Source organism: Pseudarthrobacter oxydans (assembly GCF_013314975.1).
Lineage (GTDB): Bacteria > Actinomycetota > Actinomycetes > Actinomycetales > Micrococcaceae > Arthrobacter > Arthrobacter oxydans.
This window is the reverse complement of sequence record NZ_JABTYH010000006.1, coordinates 77691-99194: the sequence shown is the minus strand read 5'-3', so window position 1 is coordinate 99194 and position 21504 is coordinate 77691. Positions and strand designations below refer to the sequence as shown.

18 protein-coding genes are annotated in these 21504 nt (G+C 65.1%); 13 read left to right on the top strand and 5 right to left on the bottom strand.

What is annotated here, in order from left to right:
• The first annotated feature begins 7 nt into the window (after nt 1-7).
• The 6 genes from HTS88_RS06165 (at nt 8) to HTS88_RS06140 (ending at nt 9121) form a co-directional block, all read left to right on the top strand.
• Nucleotides 8-1630: a cryptochrome/photolyase family protein gene (locus tag HTS88_RS06165; RefSeq protein ID WP_174176498.1), complete on the top strand. Its 1623-nt coding sequence runs from the start codon at nt 8-10 to the stop codon at nt 1628-1630.
• A gap of 63 nt (nt 1631-1693) precedes the next feature.
• The gene (locus HTS88_RS06160; protein ID WP_174176497.1) at nt 1694-3472 is read left to right on the top strand and encodes an ABC transporter family substrate-binding protein; all 1779 of its coding nucleotides are present in this window, start codon (nt 1694-1696) and stop codon (nt 3470-3472) included.
• A 261-nt stretch (nt 3473-3733) separates the two neighbouring features.
• A complete protein-coding gene (locus HTS88_RS06155; RefSeq protein ID WP_174176496.1) occupies nt 3734-5404 on the top strand; it encodes a peptide ABC transporter substrate-binding protein in 1671 nt (556 codons plus the stop codon).
• A 129-nt stretch (nt 5405-5533) separates the two neighbouring features.
• Nucleotides 5534-6463 (top strand): ABC transporter permease, encoded by a 930-nt coding sequence (locus tag HTS88_RS06150; RefSeq protein ID WP_066277571.1) that lies wholly within the window; start codon nt 5534-5536, stop codon nt 6461-6463.
• Nucleotides 6453-7403 (top strand): ABC transporter permease, encoded by a 951-nt coding sequence (locus tag HTS88_RS06145; RefSeq protein ID WP_174176495.1) that lies wholly within the window; start codon nt 6453-6455, stop codon nt 7401-7403. The genes HTS88_RS06150 and HTS88_RS06145 overlap by 11 nt, the downstream gene beginning before the upstream one ends.
• Before the next feature lie 11 nt (nt 7404-7414).
• Nucleotides 7415-9121, top strand: a complete 1707-nt coding sequence (locus tag HTS88_RS06140) for a dipeptide ABC transporter ATP-binding protein (RefSeq protein WP_174176494.1) — start codon at nt 7415-7417, stop codon at nt 9119-9121.
• A 69-nt stretch (nt 9122-9190) separates the two neighbouring features.
• Here the strand turns inward: HTS88_RS06140 and HTS88_RS06135 are convergent, their stop codons facing one another.
• Nucleotides 9191-10084 carry an SGNH/GDSL hydrolase family protein gene (locus HTS88_RS06135; protein WP_174176493.1) on the bottom strand — a complete coding sequence of 298 codons (894 nt, stop codon included), beginning with the start codon at nt 10082-10084 and terminating at the stop codon, nt 9191-9193.
• A 270-nt stretch (nt 10085-10354) separates the two neighbouring features.
• Here HTS88_RS06135 and typA point away from each other — a divergent pair, with 270 nt between their 5' ends.
• Nucleotides 10355-12283, top strand: coding sequence for a translational GTPase TypA (typA, locus tag HTS88_RS06130; RefSeq protein WP_174176492.1), 1929 nt, complete (start codon nt 10355-10357; stop codon nt 12281-12283).
• A gap of 121 nt (nt 12284-12404) precedes the next feature.
• Here typA and HTS88_RS06125 read toward each other — a convergent pair whose 3' ends face one another.
• Complete coding sequence (locus HTS88_RS06125) at nt 12405-12644, bottom strand: putative acetyltransferase (protein WP_251421058.1); 240 nt, start codon at nt 12642-12644, stop codon at nt 12405-12407.
• A 136-nt stretch (nt 12645-12780) separates the two neighbouring features.
• Here HTS88_RS06125 and fdxA point away from each other — a divergent pair, with 136 nt between their 5' ends.
• The 3 genes from fdxA to HTS88_RS06110 all read left to right on the top strand — a co-directional run bounded on the left by fdxA (nt 12781) and on the right by HTS88_RS06110 (nt 15784).
• Nucleotides 12781-13107: a ferredoxin gene (fdxA, locus tag HTS88_RS06120; protein ID WP_026265673.1), complete on the top strand. Its 327-nt coding sequence runs from the start codon at nt 12781-12783 to the stop codon at nt 13105-13107.
• 14 nt (nt 13108-13121) lie between these two features.
• Entirely contained in the window at nt 13122-14270 is a 1149-nt protein-coding gene (gene dapC / locus HTS88_RS06115; RefSeq protein WP_174176491.1) for a succinyldiaminopimelate transaminase, read from the top strand.
• Between the two features lie 227 nt (nt 14271-14497).
• Entirely contained in the window at nt 14498-15784 is a 1287-nt protein-coding gene (locus HTS88_RS06110) for a citrate synthase (RefSeq protein WP_174176489.1), read from the top strand.
• An 82-nt stretch (nt 15785-15866) separates the two neighbouring features.
• Here HTS88_RS06110 and galE read toward each other — a convergent pair whose 3' ends face one another.
• Complete coding sequence (gene galE, locus HTS88_RS06105) at nt 15867-16880, bottom strand: UDP-glucose 4-epimerase GalE (RefSeq protein WP_174176487.1); 1014 nt, start codon at nt 16878-16880, stop codon at nt 15867-15869.
• 155 nt (nt 16881-17035) lie between these two features.
• Here galE and HTS88_RS06100 point away from each other — a divergent pair, with 155 nt between their 5' ends.
• Nucleotides 17036-17638, top strand: coding sequence for a TetR family transcriptional regulator C-terminal domain-containing protein (locus HTS88_RS06100; RefSeq protein WP_174176485.1), 603 nt, complete (start codon nt 17036-17038; stop codon nt 17636-17638).
• A gap of 98 nt (nt 17639-17736) precedes the next feature.
• A complete protein-coding gene (locus tag HTS88_RS06095; protein ID WP_174176483.1) occupies nt 17737-18348 on the top strand; it encodes a hypothetical protein in 612 nt (203 codons plus the stop codon).
• 28 nt (nt 18349-18376) lie between these two features.
• Here the strand turns inward: HTS88_RS06095 and HTS88_RS06090 are convergent, their stop codons facing one another.
• Nucleotides 18377-19234 (bottom strand): transglycosylase SLT domain-containing protein, encoded by an 858-nt coding sequence (locus HTS88_RS06090; RefSeq protein ID WP_174176481.1) that lies wholly within the window; start codon nt 19232-19234, stop codon nt 18377-18379.
• Nucleotides 19235-19241: 7 nt separating this feature from the next.
• A complete protein-coding gene (gene dapD / locus HTS88_RS06085; RefSeq protein WP_174176479.1) occupies nt 19242-20264 on the bottom strand; it encodes a 2,3,4,5-tetrahydropyridine-2,6-dicarboxylate N-succinyltransferase in 1023 nt (340 codons plus the stop codon).
• Between the two features lie 50 nt (nt 20265-20314).
• Between dapD and dapE the strand changes: the two genes are divergently transcribed.
• Nucleotides 20315-21451 (top strand): succinyl-diaminopimelate desuccinylase, encoded by a 1137-nt coding sequence (dapE, locus tag HTS88_RS06080; RefSeq protein ID WP_174176477.1) that lies wholly within the window; start codon nt 20315-20317, stop codon nt 21449-21451.
• Nucleotides 21452-21504: the final 53 nt, after the last annotated feature.

Here is a 21504-nt window from a genome sequence, read left to right as displayed (position 1 = left end):
AGCGCCAATGACGTCCGGACCACACCTCCGCCTTGTTCTGCCGCATCAGTTGTTCCGCGAGCAACTCGATGCGGCAGACGGCACCGTGTTTGTGCTGATCGAGCACGACCTGCTCTTTCGCCAGTACTCGTTCCACTCCCACAAGCTGGTCCTGCACCGGGCATCCATGAGCAGGTTTGCGCGCCGCCTCGGCGCGAAGGGCCACGACGTTGTCGTCCTCCGCAGCGAGGCCGGCCGCAGCTCCCACCAGCAGCTCGCAGACCTGGTGCGCCACCGCCGCCCGGCACAGGTGACCTGGTTCGACGTGGTGGACGACTGGCTTGAACAGGACCTGTACTCCGGCCTGGCCGACGGCGGCTACCGGATGCGCGGTGAGGACGTGCTGGAGACGCCGAACTTCCTCACGGACCGCGGGCAGATTGACGACTGGTTTGCCGCCAACGCTGCCCGCATGCACGACTTCTACGTATGGCAGCGCCGCCGCCTCGGCGTCCTGGTCGACGGCAGCGGGCAGCCGGCAGGCGGGAAATGGTCCTTTGACGCGGACAACCGGAAAAAGCTTCCCCGGGGATACACTCCCCGCACGGTGGGCCGGTTTGCGCGCCACCCCATCCATCAGCTGGAGGGGACCTTCGACTTTGAAGCCCTCACCGAACCGCCCGCCGTTGCCGCGGACGAGGCGTCCGACGACGTCGAACGGGCGGTTGCCTGGGTGGCGGAGGAGTTCCCGGATGCCCCGGGCGATCCCGCCCTGTTTGCCTGGCCCACGAGCGCGGACGAGGCACGCAAGCACCTCCACGAGTTCGTCCGCGAACGGCTGGACGACTTCGGCCCCTACGAGGACGCTATTTCCACCACGCATCCGTTCATCGCCCATGGCCTGCTCACGCCGGCGCTGAACATCGGACTGCTGGACCCGAGGGAAGTCCTGGAGGCCGTGCTCGCGGGTGCAGGTCCCAATACTCCTCTCGCCTCCCTGGAGGGTTTCGTCCGGCAGGTGATCGGCTGGCGGGAGTACATGCGCGCCACCTACCGGACCCGCGGCCGGCAGATGCGCACGGCCAACCGGCTGAACCACCGAAACGGCCTGGGGGAAGGGTGGTGGGAGGCAGACACGGGGCTCGCACCCGTGGACATGGTGGTCTCGCGGGTCCTTGCCACGGGGTACGCCCACCACATCGAGCGGCTGATGGTCCTGGGCAACGCCATGTCCCTGCTGAGGATCCATCCCGACGACGTCTACGAGTGGTTCATGGAACTGTTCATCGACGCGTACGACTGGGTGATGGTCCCTAACGTGTACGCCATGAGCCAGTTCGCGGCGGGGGAGGCGATCACCACGAAGCCCTACGTTTCGGGCAGCAACTACCTCCGCAGGATGTCGGACCTGCCGGCTGGGGAATGGATGCATGACTGGGACGGGCTGTACTGGACTTTCATCGATGACCACCGGGAGGTCTTCGAAAGGAATCCCCGCTCCCGGATGGTGGTCTCCCTCCTGGACGCCATGGATCCGGACAAGCGGCGGGAGCACCGCCGTCGTGCCGAAGCGCTGCTCGGCGCAGGACAGGGAGCAACACGGCTGCTGCGGACGGCACCGTCAATCGAGGGCCCGCACGCCTTATCCTGAGTACAGGGCGTGATCCTGGCGATTCCAGGAGCCCCTCCCGCAGAAGGAAAACAAGGAGGCGGCATGCCGTTCAGGCGTCTGGTGCACTACATCACCGCGGCAGTGGCGGGAGCCCTGGTCCTGTCGGGGTGCTCGGGCAACGGCGGCACCACCCCTGTGGTGGTGGGTGAGGCCAAGCGCGGCGGCAGCGTGAGTGTTGCGGAGGTCAACGCGTTCTCCTCCTTCAACCCCTACAGTGCGGACGGCAACACCGATATCAACTCCAAGATCGGCTACATCACCCACTCGGGTTTCTACTATCTGGATGACGCCGCAAAAGTGGTGCGGAACGAAAAATTCGGTCGCTACGAGAAGGTCTCGGACCAGCCGCTGAAAGTCAGGTACACGGTCAATGAGGGCGTCAAATGGTCCGACGGCGAGGCGGTCGACGCCGGGGACCTCCTCCTGAGCTGGGCGGCCGGGTCAGGATATTTTGACGACGCCGATCCCCTGGCGGGGACAGGCAGCACCTACTTTTCGGTAGCCTCCGATACCAGCGGCCTTGCCGGCACAGTGCTGCCGGAAATCGGGGCGGACGGCCGCTCCATCACCCTGGAATACGCCGTGCCCTACGCTGACTGGGAAGTGGCATTCGACGTCGGCCTGCCGGCACACGTGGTGGCAGCGAAAAGCGGCCTGAATGACGAAGAAGACCTGATCGACCTGATCCGGGACTCGCCGCGCGGCAATGAGGAAGAGCCCGCGGTCAACGAACCCCTCAAGCGGGTCAGCGACTTCTGGAACTCGGGGTTCGACTCCAAGAGCCTGCCCGACGATCCGTCCGTGTATCTCTCCAGCGGCCCGTACATCGTCCGCGATATCGTCCCCGAAGTCTCCATGACCCTCGTCCGGAACCGCGACTACGTGTGGGGCCAGGAGCCCTGGCTGGATGAAATAACCGTCCGCTTCACAGGTTCCGTGCCCACGGCAGTCGAAGCGCTCCGCAACGGCCAGGCCGACATCATCTCCCCCCAGCCTTCGGCGGAAACCGGGGAACTCCTGGCCGGACTGGCGGACCAGGGCAACACCGTTGAGTGGTACAACCAGTCAGGCTACGACCACCTGGACCTCACCTTCTCCGGGCCGTTCGCCGACAAGGATGTCCGGCAGGCCTTCCTGAAGGCGGTACCCCGCCAGGCCATTATCGACGCCGTGGTGGGGGACCGGCAGACAGATGCCGCGCCCCTGGATTCGCACGTGTTCCTGCCCGCCCAGCCCAAATACGGCGACACCGTCAAGAACAACGGCTCGTCGGACTATGAAGAGGTGGACATCGACGGGGCAAAGGCGCTCCTGGATGGTGATACCCCCACCATCCGGATCCTCTACAACCGGGACAACCCCAACCGCGCCACGGCATTTTCCCTGATTCGGGACTCTGCCGCGCAGGCCGGATTCCAGGTGGTCGATGCGGGGCAGGGGAGTGCTGACTGGGCCCGGGCGCTCGGCGGTGGAGGCTACGATGCTGCGCTTCTGGGCTGGATTGGCACCGCGGCGGGGGTCAGCCGGGTTCCCCAGATCTTCCGTACCGGCGCCGGCAGCAACTTCAACGGCTTTTCCGACGGCGACGCCGACAGGCTGATGGAACAGCTGGCCGGCACCACAGACCTGGGCAAACAGGATGAGCTCCTGGCCGAGATCGACAAACAGATCTGGGAAAACGCCTATGGCCTCCCGCTCTACCAGACGATTGGCGCCACAGCTTTCAGCGCCCGGGTGGCGGGGGTCAAGACGAGCGCGGGCCCCCTGGGCGTCTGGTGGAACGTGTGGGAGTGGCGCCTGGCGCAGCCGGCGTCGTCCTGATTCCAGGGACGAAAACCTTCCCTTCTGCACGATTCGCCGTAGCGGCTACCGGCGAGTAGCATGTGACTTGCACAACTTCCGTTGACCGACTAGGCGTTCAGTTCAAGCCGGTCACGGTTTGGCAACGGAGTACCAGTATCTGGACTTCGTGCGGTTAGGCTACTCGTATATGTAGGTTGCGTCACAGTCGAAAGCTGCGTCTCGCCTGCGGGGAACCACCAGATTCCCCCTCGTTATCTCCCACAACTCATAGGAGGCGGAATGCGTTTTACGCGCACTTCCAAAGCACTGGGCATGGTGGCAATCGCCGCCCTCGCCCTGACCGGCTGCGGCGCTGGAGGCGGCAGCAATGAAGGGGCAAGCGACGCCGCAGGCGATCCGGCCAAGATCATTACGGCTTACAGCAACGAACCCCAGAACCCGCTGCTGCCGGCAAACACCAACGAGGTCTATGGCGGCCGCGTTGTTGAGCTTCTCTTTGAAGGCTTGACCAGCTACAGCCCCAGTGGTGAGTCGGTCAACGCGCTGGCTGAGTCCATCGAATCCCCGGATGGCCAGAACTACACCATCAAGGTCAAGGGCGGCACCAAGTTCACCAACGGCGAGGAAGTCACCGCCAAGAGCTTTGTTGACGCATGGAACTTCGCCGCGCTGAGCACCAACGCCCAGGCAAACAGCAGCTTCTTCGAATCCATCGAGGGCTACGACGCCGTCAGCGCCACCAAGAAGGAAGGCGAAACGGAAGTCCCCGCCCCCACGGCAGAGACCCTCTCCGGCCTGGTCCTCAAGGATGACTCCACCATCGAGGTCAAGCTGACGCAGCCCGAGGCCGACTGGCCGCTGCGCCTTGGCTACACCGCCTTCATGCCGCTGCCCTCCGAGGCCATCGCTGATCCCAAGGCTTACGGCGAGAACCCTGTTGGCAACGGCCCGTACAAGATGGCCAAGGAAGGCGCCTGGCAGCACGACAGCCAGATTGAACTCGTCAAGAACGAGGACTACGCCGGTACCCGCGAAGCCAAGAACGGCGGCGTGACCTTCAAGTTCTACACGGACCCGGCCCCCGCCTACACCGATATCCAGGCCAACAACCTGGACGTCACGGATGTCCTTCCCACCAACGCCCTGAAGACCTACACCACGGACTTCCCGGACAACCACCTGAACAAGCCGTACGCAGGCAACTCCACCCTGAACATCCCGGGCTACCTGCCCGAGTTCCAGGGTGAAGCGGGCAAGCTGCGCCGCCAGGCCATCTCCATGGCCATCAACCGTGACGAGATCACCAAGGTCATCTTCAGCGGCACCCGCATCCCGGCGAAGGACTTCACCTCCCCGGCCGTGGACGGCTACAACGAGAACGTCGAGGGATCCGAGGTCCTGAAGTTCGATGCCGCCAAGGCAAAGGAAACTTGGGAAAAGGCCAATGCCATCAGCCCGTGGCCGGCAGACAAGACCCTTCAGCTCGGCTACAACACCGATGGCGGCAACAAGGAATGGATCGACGCTGTTGCCAACAACCTGAAGAACAACCTCGGCATCCAGGCTGAAGGCCAGCCCTTCGCCAAGTTTGCTGAACTTCTGGACCTGCGCAAGTCCCAGACACTCCCCGGCTTCGCCCGGGCCGGCTGGCAGGCTGACTACCCGTCGCTCTACAACTTCCTCGGCCCGCTGCTGCGGACCGGTGCCAGCGCCAACTACGAGGGCTACTCGAACCCCGAGTTCGACAAGCTCCTCGACGAAGGCCTGGGTTCCAAGTCCACGGACGATGCCAACGCGAAGTTCACCGAGGCCCAGGAAATCCTGTTCCAGGACCTGCCCAACCTCCCGCTGTGGTACTCCGCACGCCAGGTCGTGTGGAGCCAGAACGTCACCAACGTGGACAGCGGCTGGAACGGTGTCATCCAGTACTACAACATCACCGCGAAGTAGTCCTGAGACCGTCCAACTCAAATAGCTAGTGGGGGTCCGGCGCCAGCCGGGCCCCCATAGCCTTGATACCGGCAGGAAGCTGTCCTACATGAAATTCCCCCCATCTCCACAAGCCCCGGAGGGTCTGCTGTGATCCAGTTCATTCTCCGGCGCCTGCTCCAAGTTATCCCCGTGTTCCTGGGCACCACCCTGCTGGTCTATTTCATGGTGTTTGCCCTCCCCGGTGACCCCATCAGGGCGCTCTTCGGAGACCGTCCGCCGAGCGAAGCCGTCATCGCGGCGCTCCGCCAGCAGTACAACCTGGACCAGCCGTTCTGGGTCCAGTACGGCCTGTTCCTCAAGAATCTCTTTACGTTCAACCTGGGCGTCGATTTCACCGGCCAGCCCATCGCCGCCACCCTCGGCCGCGTCTTCCCCGTCACCGTGATGCTGGCCGTCGAAGCGCTCGTCATCCAGGCAGTGTTTGGCATCGGCTTTGGACTCATCGCCGGCCTCCGCAAGGGAAAGATCTTCGACTCGACGGTCCTGCTCGCCTCGCTCGTCGTCATTGCCATCCCCATCTTTGTCCTCGGCTTCGTCCTGCAGCTGGTCTTCGGTGTGTACCTGGGGTGGGCCAAACCCACCGTGGGTACGGACGTCAGCTGGAGCACGCTGCTGCTTCCGGCGTTCGCGCTGGCGCTGGTCTCCTTCGCCTACGTGCTCCGCCTCACCCGGGCGTCGGTCATTGAAAACTCAACCGCCGATTACGTCCGCACCGCTACTGCGAAGGGACTGTCCCGGCCCCGCGTGGTCATGGCGCACATCCTCCGCAACTCGATGATTCCCGTTGTCACCTACCTGGGCGCCAGCCTTGGCGGCCTGATGGGCGGCGCCATCGTCACCGAAGGCATCTTCAACGTCCCCGGTGTGGGGCAGAAGCTCTACCAGGCGATTCTCCGCAGCGAGGGACCCACCGTCGTCGCGATCGTGAGCGTGCTGGTGCTGGTCTTCGTTATCGCCAACCTGCTGGTTGATCTGCTGTACGCCTGGCTTGATCCGAGGATTCGCTATGAAAAGTAACCAAGACACCACGCACTTCGTTGCCCCCCTTGAGGAGACCCCTCTGCTGGCAACGGATGCGGTGAAGACTGACCAGGCCCCGCTGAGCCTTTGGGCTGACGCCTGGCGGAAGCTCCGCCGTCGTCCGCTGTTCATCGTCTCGGCAGTGATGATCCTGGTCATCCTGGTTGTGGCGTTCTTCCCGGGCCTGTTCACCCAGACTGCACCGAACGACAACTGCCAGCTGGCAAATTCGGACGGCGCGCCCTCGGCCGGGCATCCGTTCGGGTTCACCTTCCAGGGCTGCGACGTGTACGCCCGCGTCATTTACGGCACGCAGGCCTCCGTCATGGTTGGCGTCTTCGCCGTCATCGGCGTGCTCATCATTGGGGTGACCCTGGGCGCGCTGGCCGGCTTCTACGGCGGCTGGATCGACGCCGTGATCGCCCGCCTCGGCGACATCTTCTTTGCACTGCCGCTGGTGCTCGGTGCACTGGTGGTCACCCAGCTGCCGTTCTTCCGTGAAAACAAGAGTGTGTGGACGGTCATCATGATCATCGTGCTGCTTGCGTGGCCGCAGATGGCAAGGCTGACCCGGGGCGCGGTGATCGAAGTCCGCAACGCCGACTTCATCACGGCGGCGCGGTCGCTGGGCGTGTCCAGGATCCAGAGCCTCATCAAGCATGTGCTGCCCAACGCCCTCGCCCCCATCATCGTGCTGGCCACCATGGAGCTCGGTGTGTTCATCGTGCTGGAGGCGACGTTGTCGTTCCTTGGCATCGGCCTTCCAGGAAGCATCATGTCCTGGGGCAATGACATTTCCGCGGCGCAGTCGTCCATCCGCACCAACCCCGCAGTGCTCCTCTACCCGGCTGCCGCCCTGTCCATCACCGTCCTGAGCTTCATCATGCTGGGCGACGCCCTGCGCGATGCTCTTGACCCGAAGAGCCGCCAGCGATGAAGGAGGCACACGTGACTGCATCAGATGTCACCATTACCGAAGCCGGAACACCCGCGAACCGGCCGCTCCTGGAAATCCGGGACCTGGCCATCACGTTCAACACCAGCAACGGCGAGGTGAACGCTGTCCGGAATGCCCACTTCACCATCATGCCGGGGGAGACCGTGGCAATCGTGGGCGAGTCCGGCTCGGGCAAATCAACAACCGCCCTCGCAGCCATCGGGTTGCTGCCGGCCAACGGCCGGGTCTCCGGCGGACAGATTCTGCTGGACGGCGAAGACATCTCGCATGCGCCGGAAAAGCGGATGATCGAGCTGCGCGGCAACACCATCGGCATGGTGCCCCAGGACCCCATGTCCAACCTCAACCCAGTGTGGAAGATCGGCTACCAGGTCAAGGAGACCCTGCGCGCGAACGGCAGGCCCAGCGGACCGGAGGACATCGCGAAGGTGCTGTCCGAGGCAGGCCTGCCGGACGCCCACCGGCGCGCCAGGCAGTACCCGCACGAGTTCTCCGGCGGCATGCGCCAGCGGGCCCTGATTGCCATCGGCCTGTCCTGCCAGCCCCGGCTGCTGATCGCGGATGAGCCTACGTCAGCGCTGGATGTCACGGTGCAGCGGCAGATCCTGGACCACCTTGAAGGCATGACGTCCGAGCTCGGTACGGCTGTCCTGCTGATCACCCACGACCTTGGCCTTGCCGCCGAACGCGCGGACAAGGTTGTGGTCATGTACCGCGGCCAGGTGGTCGAATCCGGGCCGTCGCTCGAGCTGTTGCAGAACCCGCAGCATCCCTACACCAAGCGGCTCGTGGAATCGGCACCGTCCCTCGCCAGCCGCCGGATCCAGGTTGCCAAGGAACAGGGCGTGCAAGCGGCCGACCTCCTGGCTCCGGCCGCCGAGGCGCTCACCGCCGACAACGTCCTTCAGATCCAGGACCTGCGGAAGGTGTACAAGCTTCGGCAGGGCCTGGGAAAATCGTCCGACTTTGCGGCCGTGGACGGCGTCACCTTCGACGTCCTTCGCGGAACCACGACGGCGATCGTGGGGGAGTCGGGCTCCGGCAAGTCCACAGTGGCCAAGATGGTGCTCCAGCTGGAGAAGCCGACGGACGGAAAAATCCTGTTCGACGGCGTGGACACCTCACTGCTGAAGCCTTCGGAACTGTTCAAGTTCCGGCGCCGGGTGCAACCCATCTTCCAGGATCCCTACGGCTCCCTGGACCCGATGTACAACATCTACCGGACCATTGAGGAGCCGCTGCGGGTCCACAAAATCGGGAACAAAGCCAGCCGCGAGAAGAAGGTCCGCGAGCTGCTGGACCAGGTGGCGCTGCCGCAATCCACCATGCAGCGGTACCCGAACGAGCTCTCCGGCGGCCAGCGGCAGCGCGTAGCCATTGCCCGCGCGCTGGCGTTGGACCCTGAAGTCATCATCTGTGACGAGGCGGTGTCCGCCCTGGACGTACTGGTCCAGGCGCAGGTGCTGAACCTCCTGGCCGACCTGCAGTCCAACCTCGGCCTGACTTACCTCTTCATCACCCACGACCTCGCGGTGGTCCGCCAGATCGCCGACCACGTCTGCGTGATGGAGAAGGGGCGCCTGGTGGAGACGGGATCCACGGACGACGTCTTCGACGCGCCGCAGCAGGAGTACACACAGGCGCTGCTCAACGCCATCCCGGGTGCCAAGCTGATGCTTCCGCCGGAAGTTGCGTAAGCGGACTGCCCGCACACTAAGTACGGCTGGAGCCGGGGCCTTCGGGCCCCGGCTCCAGCCGTCTGCGCTTCAGTCCTGGCCCGGGCCGTCGTCCAGGGTGCCGGAGGCCCGCAGCGGCTGCTGGTCCGCCGTCGGCTTCCGGTCCAGGCCCAGGTCCCGGAGGCGGCCCTCGAGGAGGACTCCCAATTTTTGGCGTCCCACAGGGTTCATGTGCACTGTGTCCGCGAGGTCCTTTGCCAGGCCGTACCGGGTCAACCAGTCACCCACGGATACAAAGGGGAGGGCATGGGACGCTGCCACCGACCCCAACAGGGCATCGACTTCGGTCCGCCGGCCGCCGCCGTGGGCTTCCCCGCGGGCAAGAGTTCCGATCATCGCCATGGGCGTGCCGGGGTACCGCTCCCGCAGCTCCGCGATCAGGCGTTCGGCATTGGCGGTTATCTGCCTGTCACTTGCTGCACCGGCGGCGTCATTGCCGCCGCCCTGGATGACAATGAGCGCCGGCGTTCCCGATGGCAGCAGCCAGTCGCCGCGCAGCAGGGCATCAATATAGTTGCCTGTTGCACCGTTCGAGGAGACAAAGCCGGTCCCGCCCCGGCCGCAGAAGTACACGTTGTAGCCCGCGGCAGCCAGGCCCAGCCGCGGCCAGCCGTCAACGGGTTCCGACTGTGAATCACCGATCAGCAGGACCGTCCTGCTGACCTCCGGGACAACGGCCTCGAGCCGCCCGTTGGCCGGGTTCAGGACGCGTGAACCGGCAGTTGCGGCTGCAGGATTCCCGGCTGCCCCTTGGAGTCCCGCCGCAGCCCCCGCCGCAGCCGCTGCCGCAACTGGACGGCCAGGATTCCCCGGGGCCGCGGCGGGCAGGCCGCAGCCGGAGAGGCTTGCGGACAAGGCAACAGCCGCAGCGACGCCGGACACGGCACAACGGGTCCAGGCCCTGGCGGCCGGGGATTTTCGCATCTGGTGTCTTTCGGGCTTGCACGCTCTGTCAGAGCAATCATGTTGCATGCCGTCCTGGATGGCCAGTGATTTTGCCCACAATTTTCCGTGGCGGGGCAGGGCCGGGGCCACGCAGTGCCCGCACGCCGCCGGAGAATTTAGGCCAATAAATGGCACTGGCGCTAGAATGGAGGAAGGCGCCCTGTGCTAAGGGCCTGATCCGTCGTGCGTTCCGGTTGGAAATGTCGCGATACAACAGCTGACTTTCACCACTGAATCGAGCCATTACGCATGTCTGAAACCACCACCAACACCGCGGTAGCCACTGCATCACGCAGTGACCTCCGCAACGTCGCGATTGTGGCCCACGTTGACCACGGCAAGACCACCCTGGTCGACGCCATGCTCAAGCAGACCAACTCCTTTGCCGAGCACAACCACCTTGAAGACCGCGTGATGGACTCCGGTGACCTGGAGCGCGAAAAGGGCATCACCATCCTGGCCAAGAACACCACCGTGGCCTACAACGGACCGTCCTCCAACGGCGAGACCATCACCATCAACGTCATCGACACCCCCGGCCACGCCGACTTCGGCGGCGAGGTGGAGCGCGGCCTGTCCATGGTTGACGGCGTCGTCCTCCTCGTTGACGCTTCCGAGGGCCCGCTGCCCCAGACCCGCTTCGTGCTGCGCAAGGCCCTTGCCGCGCACCTGCCCGTCATCCTGCTGGTCAACAAGACCGACCGTCCCGACGCCCGCATCGAGGAAGTCGTCCACGAGTCCATGGACCTCCTCCTGGGCCTTGCCTCGGACCTGGCGGACGAGGTTCCGGACCTGGACCTGGACAAGATCCTTGAGGTTCCCGTTGTCTACGCGGCCGCCAAGGTTGGCCGCGCTTCCCTCGACCAGCCCGCTGACGGTACCGCTCCGGAGAACGAAGACCTGGAGCCGCTGTTCAAGACCATCATCGAGCACATCCCGGCACCCACCTACAACCCGGAGGGTGTGCTGCAGGCACACGTCACCAACCTGGACGCTTCCCCGTTCCTGGGCCGTCTCGCCCTGCTGCGCATCTACAACGGCACTCTGCGCAAGGGCCAGACCGTTGCCTGGGCACGCGCCAACGGTGAGCTCAAGAACGTGAAGATCACCGAACTCCTGGCCACCAAGGCCCTGGACCGCGTTCCCGCGGAGTCTGCAGGCCCGGGTGAGATCGTCGCCGTCGCCGGCATCGAGGACATCACCATCGGTGAGACCCTCACCGACGCCGAGAACCCGCAGCCGCTGCCGCTGATCACCGTGGACGATCCCGCCATCTCCATGACCATCGGTATCAACACCTCGCCGCTGGCCGGCAAGGTCAAGGGTGCCAAGGTCACGGCACGCCAGGTGAAGGACCGCCTGGACAAGGAACTGATCGGTAACGTCTCCATCAAGGTTCTCCCCACCGAGCGTCCCGACGCCTGGGAAGTGCAGGGCCGTGGCGAGCTGGCACTGGCCATCCTGGTGGAGCAGATGCGCCGTGAAGGCTTCGAACTGACCGTCGGCAAGCCGCAGGTTGTCACCAAGACCATCGACGGCAAGATCCATGAGCCGATGGAGCACATGACCATCGACGTCCCCGAGGAGTACCTCGGTGCAGTGACCCAGCTGATGGCAGCCCGCAAGGGCCGCATGACCAACATGGCCAACCACGGTACCGGCTGGTGCCGGATGGAATTCATCGTCCCCGCCCGTGGCCTGATCGGCTTCCGCACCAAGTTCCTCACGGACACCCGCGGCGCCGGCATCGCAGCGTCCATCTCCGAGGGCTACGAGCCGTGGGCCGGCCCCATCGAGTACCGCACCAACGGCTCGATGATCGCTGACCGCGCCGGTGTTGTCACGCCGTTCGCCATGATCAACCTGCAGGAGCGCGGCTCGTTCTTCGTGAAGCCCACCTCCGAGGTTTACGAAGGCATGATCGTGGGCGAGAACTCCCGCGCCGACGACATGGACGTCAACATCACCAAGGAAAAGAAGCTCACCAACATGCGTGCAGCCTCCTCTGACACCTTCGAGAACCTGACGCCGCCGCGCGACCTGACCCTTGAAGAGTCCCTCGAATTCGCCCGCGAGGACGAGTGCGTGGAAGTGACCCCGGAAGCCATCCGCATCCGCAAGGTTATCCTGGACACCAACGAGCGCGCCAAGGCCAACCGCGCCCGCGCCAAGGTCTAGTCACCGGGGCACAAAACTGAAACAGCCGGTACGGCGGTGGGGATTCCCGCCGCCGTACCGGCTTTTCTTTGTCTTGGGGGTGGCCCCGCCTGCGCAGCCACCCCGCCGCGGTGGCCCGCCCCTACCGTGCGGGCCGGCGCCTCTCGGGCGCCGGCGGGACTTCCTTGGCGGCCACTACCTCTGACAGCTGGATAACGACGTCGGCCTTCCGGGTCCTGATGGTGCACGCACCGCCGTTGCACGCCACCAGGTGGCCCAATGCGTCGGTCAGGCCGCCCTCGATGCGGTAGCGCACCACCACCCGCATTCCGGGTGTTGCGCCCGAGAGGAACCCGGCGGGGGTAGGAACAGGCTGACTCACCAGTTCATACTAGGGTGTCCGGCTAGGTTCGCGGGAACGGGCTGGGAGATAATAGGCTCAGATGTCAAGGGTCCGGCCGCAGCGCCGGATGCAAGTGCCGGCGGGTTGCCGGAACCAACGTGGAGAGGCCAGGGACGTGACGTACGTAATCGCGCAGCCGTGTGTAGATGTCAAGGACAAGGCATGTATTGAGGAGTGCCCGGTCGACTGCATCTATGAGGGTGAGCGTTCGCTGTACATCCATCCGGACGAGTGTGTGGACTGCGGTGCCTGTGAACCGGTGTGCCCTGTTGAAGCCATTTACTACGAGGATGACACCCCGGAGGAATGGGCGGACTATTACAAGGCCAATGTCGAGTTCTTCGACGACCTCGGCTCGCCGGGTGGAGCAGCGAAGGTCGGCAACACGGGCAAGGACCACCCGATGATCGCCGCACTGCCGCCGCAGAACCAAGACCACTGACGCGGGAAGATACCGTGACCCCAGCAGCGAGGACGTTCGGCCTGGACCTGCCTGACTACCCGTGGGAAGCCATGGCGCCGTACGCCGCCAAGGCAGCGGAGCACCCCGGCGGGGCCGTCAATCTTTCCATCGGGACCCCGGTGGATCCTACGCCGGCCCTGATCCAGGACGCGCTCAAGGCCGCGGCGGACGCCCCGGGCTACCCCACCGTGCACGGCACACCGGTCCTGCGTGAAGCCATCGCCGGGTGGTTTGAACGGCGCCGCGGCGTGGCAGGGCTCGATCCCCGCAACGTCATGCCCACCGTGGGCTCCAAGGAACTGGTGGCCTGGCTGCCGCTCCTGTTGGGACTCAAGCCGGGAGACGTCGTCGTCCGCCCCAAGGTCGCCTACCCCACCTACGACATCGGCGCCACCTTTGCCGGCGTGACGTCCGTGGCCACGGACAACCTGGACGAACTGGATGAAGCCACCCGTGCGCGCGTCCGGTTGATCTGGGTTAATTCCCCGGGAAACCCCACCGGCAGCGTACGCGGAATCGACTCCCTGAAGGCCCTGGTGCAGCAGGCAAGGGAACTGGGTGCCGTGGTGGCCTCCGACGAGTGCTACGCAGAACTTGGCTGGGGTGACTGGGATGTCCAGCGCGGCGGACAGGCTGTTCCCAGCATCCTTGATCCGCGTGTAGCCGGCGGATCCCATCAGGGCCTGCTGGCTGTCTATTCCCTGAGCAAGCAGTCCAACGTGGCGGGCTACCGGGCAGCGTTCGTGGCCGGCGACCCTGGCCTCATGCCCAACCTGGTGAACAGCCGCAAGCACGCGGGCATGATCGTGCCCTATCCGGTGCAGGAGGCCATGCGCGTGGCGCTCGGCGACGACGCCCACGTGGAAGCGCAGAAGGACCTGTACCGGGGGCGGCGCGAGCGGCTCGTCCCGGCGCTGCTGGACTTCGGCCTCGAGATCAAGGATTCCGACGCCGGGCTGTACCTGTGGTCCACCGCCGGGGAAAGCACCTGGGACACGGTGGGGCGGCTGGCGGAACGCGGCATCGTGGTGGGCCCCGGGGTTATCTACGGCGAGGCCGGCAACGGATACATCCGCGTGGCGCTGACCGGAACGGACGAGCGCATCGACGCCGCAGTGTCCCGGCTCGTTGCGGCGCCGTAACAATACTGTGACTCGCGCCACAACGGCCCGGTTTTAGGGGCTTCCGGACCGTCTCGGATTAGTGGCACCCGCCAAGGGGCGGTACTTTTTAAGTGACTATCAATGGTGGCTTTCTACAAGAAGGCAGCCCGGGTGTTGGAACCTGTGTTCTCAGGGTCAGTGCGCGGCTCACCTGATGTTGGATCAAGCTTTCGACAGAGGCCCAGAAGCCTCATGAAGGGGACTCCATGACTGAGACCAACAACGCGGCCACCCTGCTTCACGCAGGGGGCGAGCTCAAGCTCCCGCGCATCCAGGTTATTGAAGGGAACGAAGGCTACGACGTTTCCAAGCTGCTGAAGCAGACGGGCGCAGTCACCTTTGACCCCGGCTTCATGAACACGGCAGCAACCACCTCGGCGATCACCTACATCGACGGCGATGCTGGCATCCTGCGCTACCGCGGGTACCCCATCGAACAGCTGGCCCAGCACTCCAGCTTCCTCGAGGTGTCCTACCTTCTGATCTACGGCAACCTGCCCAGCCCCACGGAGCTGGAGGAGTTCGACCAGAAGATCCGCCGGCACACTCTGCTGCATGAAGAGCTCAAGGGCTTCTTCAGCGGTTTCCCGCGGGACGCGCACCCCATGCCCGTGCTGTCCTCGGCAGTGTCCGCGCTGTCCACGTTCTACCAGGACTCGCTGGACCCGTTCAACGCCGAACAGGTGGAAGTTTCCACCATCCGCCTGATGGCCAAGATGCCGGTGATCGCGGCGTACGCGCACAAGAAGTCCATCGGCCAGCCCATGCTGTACCCGGACAACTCCCACAACCTCGTGGAAAACTTCATGCGCCTGAGCTTCGGCCTGCCGGCTGAGCAGTACGAGGTGGACCCGGTCATTGCCAAGGCGCTGGACCTGCTGCTGATCCTGCACGCGGACCACGAGCAGAACTGTTCAACGTCCACCGTGCGCCTGGTGGGCTCGTCCAACGCCAACCTGTTCGCTTCGGTGTCCGCCGGCATCAACGCGCTCTTCGGTCCCGCCCACGGCGGTGCCAACGAGGCAGTCCTCAAGATGCTCCGCCAGATCCAGGCCGACGGCACGAAGCCCGAGGACTACATGGAGAAGGTCAAGAACAAGGAAGACGGCGTCCGCCTCATGGGCTTCGGGCACCGCGTCTACAAGAACTACGATCCGCGCGCGAAGATCGTCAAGGCCACGGCCCACGAAATCCTCAGCAAGCTCGGCGGCAACGACGAACTGCTGGAGATCGCCCTGCGCCTGGAAGAGAAGGCGCTCAACGATGACTACTTCATCCAGCGCAAGCTCTACCCGAACGTGGACTTCTACACCGGCCTGATCTACAAGGCCATGGGCTTCCCGGAGAAGATGTTCACGGTACTGTTCGCCATCGGCCGCCTCCCCGGCTGGATCGCCCAGTGGCGGGAAATGATCAGCGACCCGAACACCAAGATCGGACGCCCGCGCCAGCTGTACATCGGCGAGCCGGAGCGGGACTACCCGGTCCGCTAACTCCCCGGATCAATACCTGCAATGACGACGGCGGCCGCCCACCTTCCAAAGGTGGGCGGCCGCTTTGTTGTTGCAGAGAAGGCTAGTTGCTGTAGCCCTGCGGGTTGTTCTTCTGCCAGCGCCAGTGGTCCTCGCACATCTGGTCCACGGTTTTGGTGGTGGACCAGCTGAGGTCCGCCAGCGCAGAGGTGGCGTCGGCCCAGAAGGCGGGGAGGTCACCCGCGCGGCGGCCGGTGATCTCGTAGGGGATCGGCTGCCCGACTGCCTTTTCGAAGGAGCGGAGCACCTCCAGGACGGAGGAGCCCTTGCCGGAGCCCAGGTTCCAGCGGAAGACGCCGGTGCGGTCCGCAACGTAGTTCAGCGCGGCCACGTGGCCTTCGGCGAGGTCCACAACGTGGATGTAGTCCCGCAGGCAGGTGCCGTCCGGGGTGTCGTAGTCCCCGCCGAAAACCATCAGCTTCTCGCGGCGGCCAACGGCCACCTGGGCGATGAAGGGCACAAGGTTGTTCGGGATGCCCTGGGGGTCCTCGCCGATCCGGCCGGAGGGGTGGGCGCCGACAGGGTTGAAGTAGCGCAGCAGGGCTATGTGCCAGCGGGTGTCCGCGGCGCCCAGGTCAGAGAGGATGTCCTCGATCTGCTCCTTGGTGCGGCCGTAGGGGTTGTTGGCCCCGATTTCCATCTTCTCCACATAGGGGATGGGGTTGTGCTCGCCGTAGACGGTGGCCGAGGAACTGAAGACAATGGACCGGACGTCGTGGCGGTCCATGACCCGGATGAGGTTCAGGGTCCCCACCAGGTTGTTGTGGTAGTACTTGAGCGGCTCCCGGACGGATTCGCCAACGGCCTTCAGCCCGGCAAAGTGGATCACCGCGTCAATGGGGCTGGCGGCGAACACACGCTCGACGGCGGCCTCATCCACCAGGTCGACGTGGTGGAACTCCGCGGTCCTGCCGCTGAGCTCGGCAACCCGCCGGAGGGATTCCTCGCTGGAGTTGACCAGGTTGTCGATGACCACCACATCATGGCCGGCTTCCTGCAGGGATAAAACAGTGTGGGAACCAATGTAGCCGGTGCCCCCGGTGACCAGAATTTTCATGCCTCTAACGCTATCCCACGGACACCTGCTGCCGCCGCCGCGTTCCGGATGCCGGGCAGCGCCGCGCACGTACCGCTGAGGGGCGACAGGAGGCCGCGGGCACGGCACGGCACGGCGACCGTCCCAAGGGAGCACATCCGTGCTAAATAGGAGGAGTGCCAAAAATCGTAGATGCCGAAGCCCGGCGCCAGGACGTTGTTGAAGCAGTTCTCCGCATCATCGCCGGAGACGGGCTGGAACGGGCCTCCCTCAGGGAAACGGCGGACGAAGCAGGGCTGGCTGTGGGTTCTGTCCGCCACTATTTCGCGGGCAGTGAGGAATTGCTGGCATTCGCCTTTGCCTCGGTGGTGGACCGCATCGTGCGCCGCCTGGAAGCATCCCTTCCTGGCGTGCACGCGGCGGATCCCGGCACCCCTGAGCACCGCGCGGCGATATTAACCCTCCTGTGCGGACTCCTGCCCCTTGACGGGCCACGGGCGCTTGAGGTGTGTGCCTGGATGGCGTTCCGTAACGCCGCGAGGGTCCGCCCGTTCCTCGCCGCCGAAGCGGACCGGAGCCACCGGGAGGTAGCCGTCATCGTGGGCAGCGTCATCCGTGCCCTGCGGCCGGAGGACCAGCCGACGGAAAGCCTGGTGGTTGAAGCCGAGCGGCTTCTCGCCACCCTGGACGGTCTGTGCATGCACGCCCTGCTGCAGCCCGGATGGATGACCCGGGAAATGTGCGTGGACGTCCTGGAGCAGCACCTCGACGGGATGTGATGACTGCCACTAACGTGGGCATCAGGAGGAATAGACTGGGAGCCGGGGGAGCTACCGGACTACCCTCTTGGCAAGGGCGCGCGACGGAAGGACGTCGGATGTATCAGACAAGCGGAACCAGGTGGCAAATCACCGCGGACACGTCGGGGCCAATGATGATAGCCCTGTTCGTCCGGGATACTGCGGGGCTCGACGGCGCAGGTCACCCCGCGCTGTCCCACGCAGCGCCCAAGGTACGCCGTGCCGATCATTCACACTTGACCGCGGACGTTGGTGGCCTGAGTGCCCTCAAGACAGAGTGGGAGGCATGGTGGGAGCAGCTGCTCAAGGCCCATCCCCAGACGTCTCCCGAGTTGTCGCCGCCGGACTTTGAAGCTTTTGGAAACTCTCCCGCCCTGCAGCGCGTGCTCCAGGCCCACTTCGGTTCCGCCCTTACCTGGGCACGGGAGCGCAGGAGCGAATACGCGGAAATTGAGGCGGAGCGTGCCGCCAGCGGAGCGGACCAGCTTCTTGAGGACATGGTGGACGACAGGCTGATGGAGGTTGGCCGCGATTCCCGTGACTTCAAGCTGACCATCATTGAGCTTCCCCTGAATGAACAGCGGGCCTGGTACCTGGAACCGGACAAGATCATCATGAGCAACCGCCTGATGGCCGAGCCTGAGCTGTTCCGCAGCTACGTCCAGCCGGTGGTCGAAATCCTCGTGTAGGGACCCGCGGTGCTCTTCCAGCAGCCGTTCAGCTGCCGGCCCCCTCCGCCGCCACCGTGATCCGGACCTGTCCGTCCGTGGCCGCCGAAGCCTGCCACCCGTCCCGCGCCTCCCGGTTCCAGCTCCGGCCGGCGACGTCCACCTGCAGGACCTCGAAGCCCTTGGCGTTGGCAACAGCCCATTGCGCCACGGACCAGGCCTGGCTGCCGGCGGCCTCCACCACCAGCGTTTTACCTTCAACAGCCGTCCCCAGCGGCCCGTAGGCCTGATTGAGTTCCGCGGACAACGCGGCGGTATCCCCGCCCGCGCCGGCAGCCCGCAGGGTGCACCGGACGGCCTCGGGCGTCTGGCCGGTCAGCCCGGAGGCGAAGGTCCGTCCCATTTCCTCGTGCTGGGCATAGGCGGTGGGGTAGGCGGAGCGCTGGACGCGCTGGGCGGCGTCCGTGATCTCCAGTGACTCGTAGCCCGGGATCTTGACCAGGGCGTCGTAGAAGGCGTTCGCGGCGTAGTAGGGATCCATGATCTGTGCCTCGGTTCCCCATCCCTGGGAAGGGCGCTGCTGGAACAGTCCGCGCGAATCCGGGCCGGCCTTGTCGCCGTGGTCGATGTTCCGGAGCTTGGACTCCTGCATGGCGGTGGCCAGGGCAATGCTGGCAGCACGCGGTGGAAGCCCGCGCTGCACCGCCACGGCAGTGATCAGTGAAGCGTTGACGGCCTGGTCCGGGGCGAGTTCCGAGGTTCGCTCGCCAATAACGGCCCTGCAGCGCTCCGACACGAGCGTTTCGGAGCGCTGCAGGAAAAACACGGCCGAATAGACGCCGCCTGCCACCAGTGCCAGGGCCAGCACCAGTACTGCGAGGCGGCGCAGTCCGCGTCTTCGTGCCATGGAATGATCAGTTGGCGTGGAGGGCGTCGTTCAGCTCCACGGTCTGTCCCTGGCGGGGGAGGACCTCCACAGCGCCCGTGGTGGAGTTGCGGCGGAACAGCAGGTTGGGCACACCGGACAGCTCGGCTGCCTTGACGATCTTAGTGGTGTCCTCGCCCACCTCGTCCTTGGGCCCGGGCACCCGCACCCGGGTTCCGGCCGTGACGTACAGGCCGGCTTCCACCACGGAATCGTCGCCGATGCTGATGCCAACACCGGAGTTTGCCCCCAGCAGCACCCGCTCGCCGATGGTGATCTTTTCCTTGCCGCCGCCGGACAGCGTGCCCATGATGGAGGCGCCGCCGCCCACGTCACTGCCGTCGCCGGTCACGACGCCCGCTGAAATGCGGCCCTCCACCATCGACGTACCCAGGGTTCCGGCGTTGAAGTTCACAAACCCTTCGTGCATCACGGTGGTTCCTTCGGCCAGGTGCGCACCCAGCCGCACCCGGTCGGCGTCGGCAATCCTTACACCGGAAGGCACAACATAGTCCACCATGCGCGGGAACTTATCGATGCCGTAGACGGTGACGGCACCGCGGCGCCGCAGCCGCGCACGGGTGAGTTCAAAGCCTTCCACGGCGGCGGGGCCGAAGTTGGTCCACACAACGTTGGGCAGCTTGCCGAAGATGCCGTCAAGGTTGATGGTGTTGGGCCGGACAAGGCGGTGCGAAAGGAGGTGCAGGCGCAGGTACGCATCGGCGGTATCGGCCGGGGCTTCATCGAGGTGGATCTGGACAAAAACCACCTTCTGCTCGGTACCGCGGTCCTGGTCCGCCCCATTCTCGGCGATGCTTCTCAGCGACTCGTCCGCGTTCTCGACGGAACGGAGGCTCTCGGCGGCAACACCAAGCGCCGGAGCGGGAAACCAGACATCCAGGACGCTGGCGTCGGCGGTGGAAACGGTGGCCACGCCGAAGCCGTAGGCGGAGCGGTGGTCTGTGGATGCCTGCGAGGTTTCGGGCACGGCAGAAGAAGCAGTCTCAGTCATGCCCCCAGTCTATCGACGGGCGGGGACAGGGTCCGAACTAGACTGGCTTCGTGACTGCCGAAACCACACCCCAGCCTTCCACCCTGCTACTCGACCTTCGCCAGGATGTTGCCCTCCTGACCGCCGCCATCATGGACATCAACAGCGTGTCCGGAAACGAAAAGGAACTTGCCGACGCCGTTGAAGCGGCCCTCCTGGCAGTTCCCCAGCTCAGCGTGGTCCGGGACGGCGATTCAATCATCGCCCGCACCGAACTGGGCCATCCGGAACGTGTCATCCTGGCCGGGCACCTCGACACGGTGCCGCTGCCCCTGGCAGCGGATGCGAAAGGGACCGTTCCCTCCAGCTGGGAATCGGGTGTTCCGGGGGAGGGGATCCTCTACGGCCGCGGGGCCACCGACATGAAGGGCGGCGTCGCGGTGCAGCTTGCCCTGGCGGCCACCATGTTTGACGACGGTGCCTCGCCGAAACGGGACATCACCTTTGTGTTCTACGACCACGAGGAAGTGGAAGCCGTCAAAAGCGGCCTGGGCCGCCTGGTCCGCAACCACGGCCACCTGCTCCACGGTGACTTCGCCATCCTGCTGGAACCGACGGACGGCACGGTGGAGGGCGGCTGCAACGGCACCAGCAGGTTCGAAGTAACCACGGTGGGGGAGGCAGCCCACTCCGCACGCGCGTGGATGGGCAGCAACGCCATCCACGCCGCAGCTCCGGTCCTGGCCAGGCTGGCCGGCTACCAACCGCAGACCATCACTGTGGACGGACTCGAGTACCGCGAGAGCCTCAATGCCGTGAAGATCAACGGCGGGACCGCCGGCAACGTGATTCCGGACCGGTGCGTGGTGGAAATCAACTACCGTTTTGCGCCGGACAAAAACCCCGACCAGGCCGAGGCCGTAGTGCGGGAGCTGCTGGAGGGCTTCGAGGTGGTCCGCACCGATGCTGCCGCCGGTGCCAGGCCCGGCCTGCACCACCCGGCCGCCGCCTCCTTCGTCGCCGCAGTCGGCGCCGAGCCCAAGCCAAAATACGGCTGGACCGACGTCGCACGCTTCAGTGAACTTGGCATACCGGCGGTGAACTTCGGGCCGGGTGATGCCCTGCTGGCACACAAGGACAACGAACATGTGCACGCAGACGCCATCCGCACCTGCCTGGCGGCCCTGCGGACGTGGCTGGCAACCTGAACCTAAAAAACGATGGCCCGGACCACAAGGTCCGGGCCATCGTCGTTAAGCGA

Bases quoted from the DNA above. Each gene is read 5' to 3' on its own strand.
- HTS88_RS06095 (WP_174176483.1), top strand. From the start codon at position 17,737: ATGTATCAGACAAGCGGAACCAGGTGGCAAATCACCGCGGACACGTCG.
- HTS88_RS06145 (WP_174176495.1), top strand. From the start codon at position 6,453: ATGAAAAGTAACCAAGACACCACGCACTTCGTTGCCCCCCTTGAGGAG.
- galE (WP_174176487.1), bottom strand. From the start codon at position 16,880: ATGAAAATTCTGGTCACCGGGGGCACCGGCTACATTGGTTCCCACACT.
- HTS88_RS06165 (WP_174176498.1), top strand. From the start codon at position 8: ATGACGTCCGGACCACACCTCCGCCTTGTTCTGCCGCATCAGTTGTTC.
- typA (WP_174176492.1), top strand. From the start codon at position 10,355: ATGTCTGAAACCACCACCAACACCGCGGTAGCCACTGCATCACGCAGT.
- HTS88_RS06110 (WP_174176489.1), top strand. From the start codon at position 14,498: ATGACTGAGACCAACAACGCGGCCACCCTGCTTCACGCAGGGGGCGAG.
- HTS88_RS06155 (WP_174176496.1), top strand. From the start codon at position 3,734: ATGCGTTTTACGCGCACTTCCAAAGCACTGGGCATGGTGGCAATCGCC.
- dapD (WP_174176479.1), bottom strand. From the start codon at position 20,264: ATGACTGAGACTGCTTCTTCTGCCGTGCCCGAAACCTCGCAGGCATCC.
- HTS88_RS06090 (WP_174176481.1), bottom strand. From the start codon at position 19,234: ATGGCACGAAGACGCGGACTGCGCCGCCTCGCAGTACTGGTGCTGGCC.
- HTS88_RS06160 (WP_174176497.1), top strand. From the start codon at position 1,694: ATGCCGTTCAGGCGTCTGGTGCACTACATCACCGCGGCAGTGGCGGGA.
- HTS88_RS06135 (WP_174176493.1), bottom strand. From the start codon at position 10,084: ATGCGAAAATCCCCGGCCGCCAGGGCCTGGACCCGTTGTGCCGTGTCC.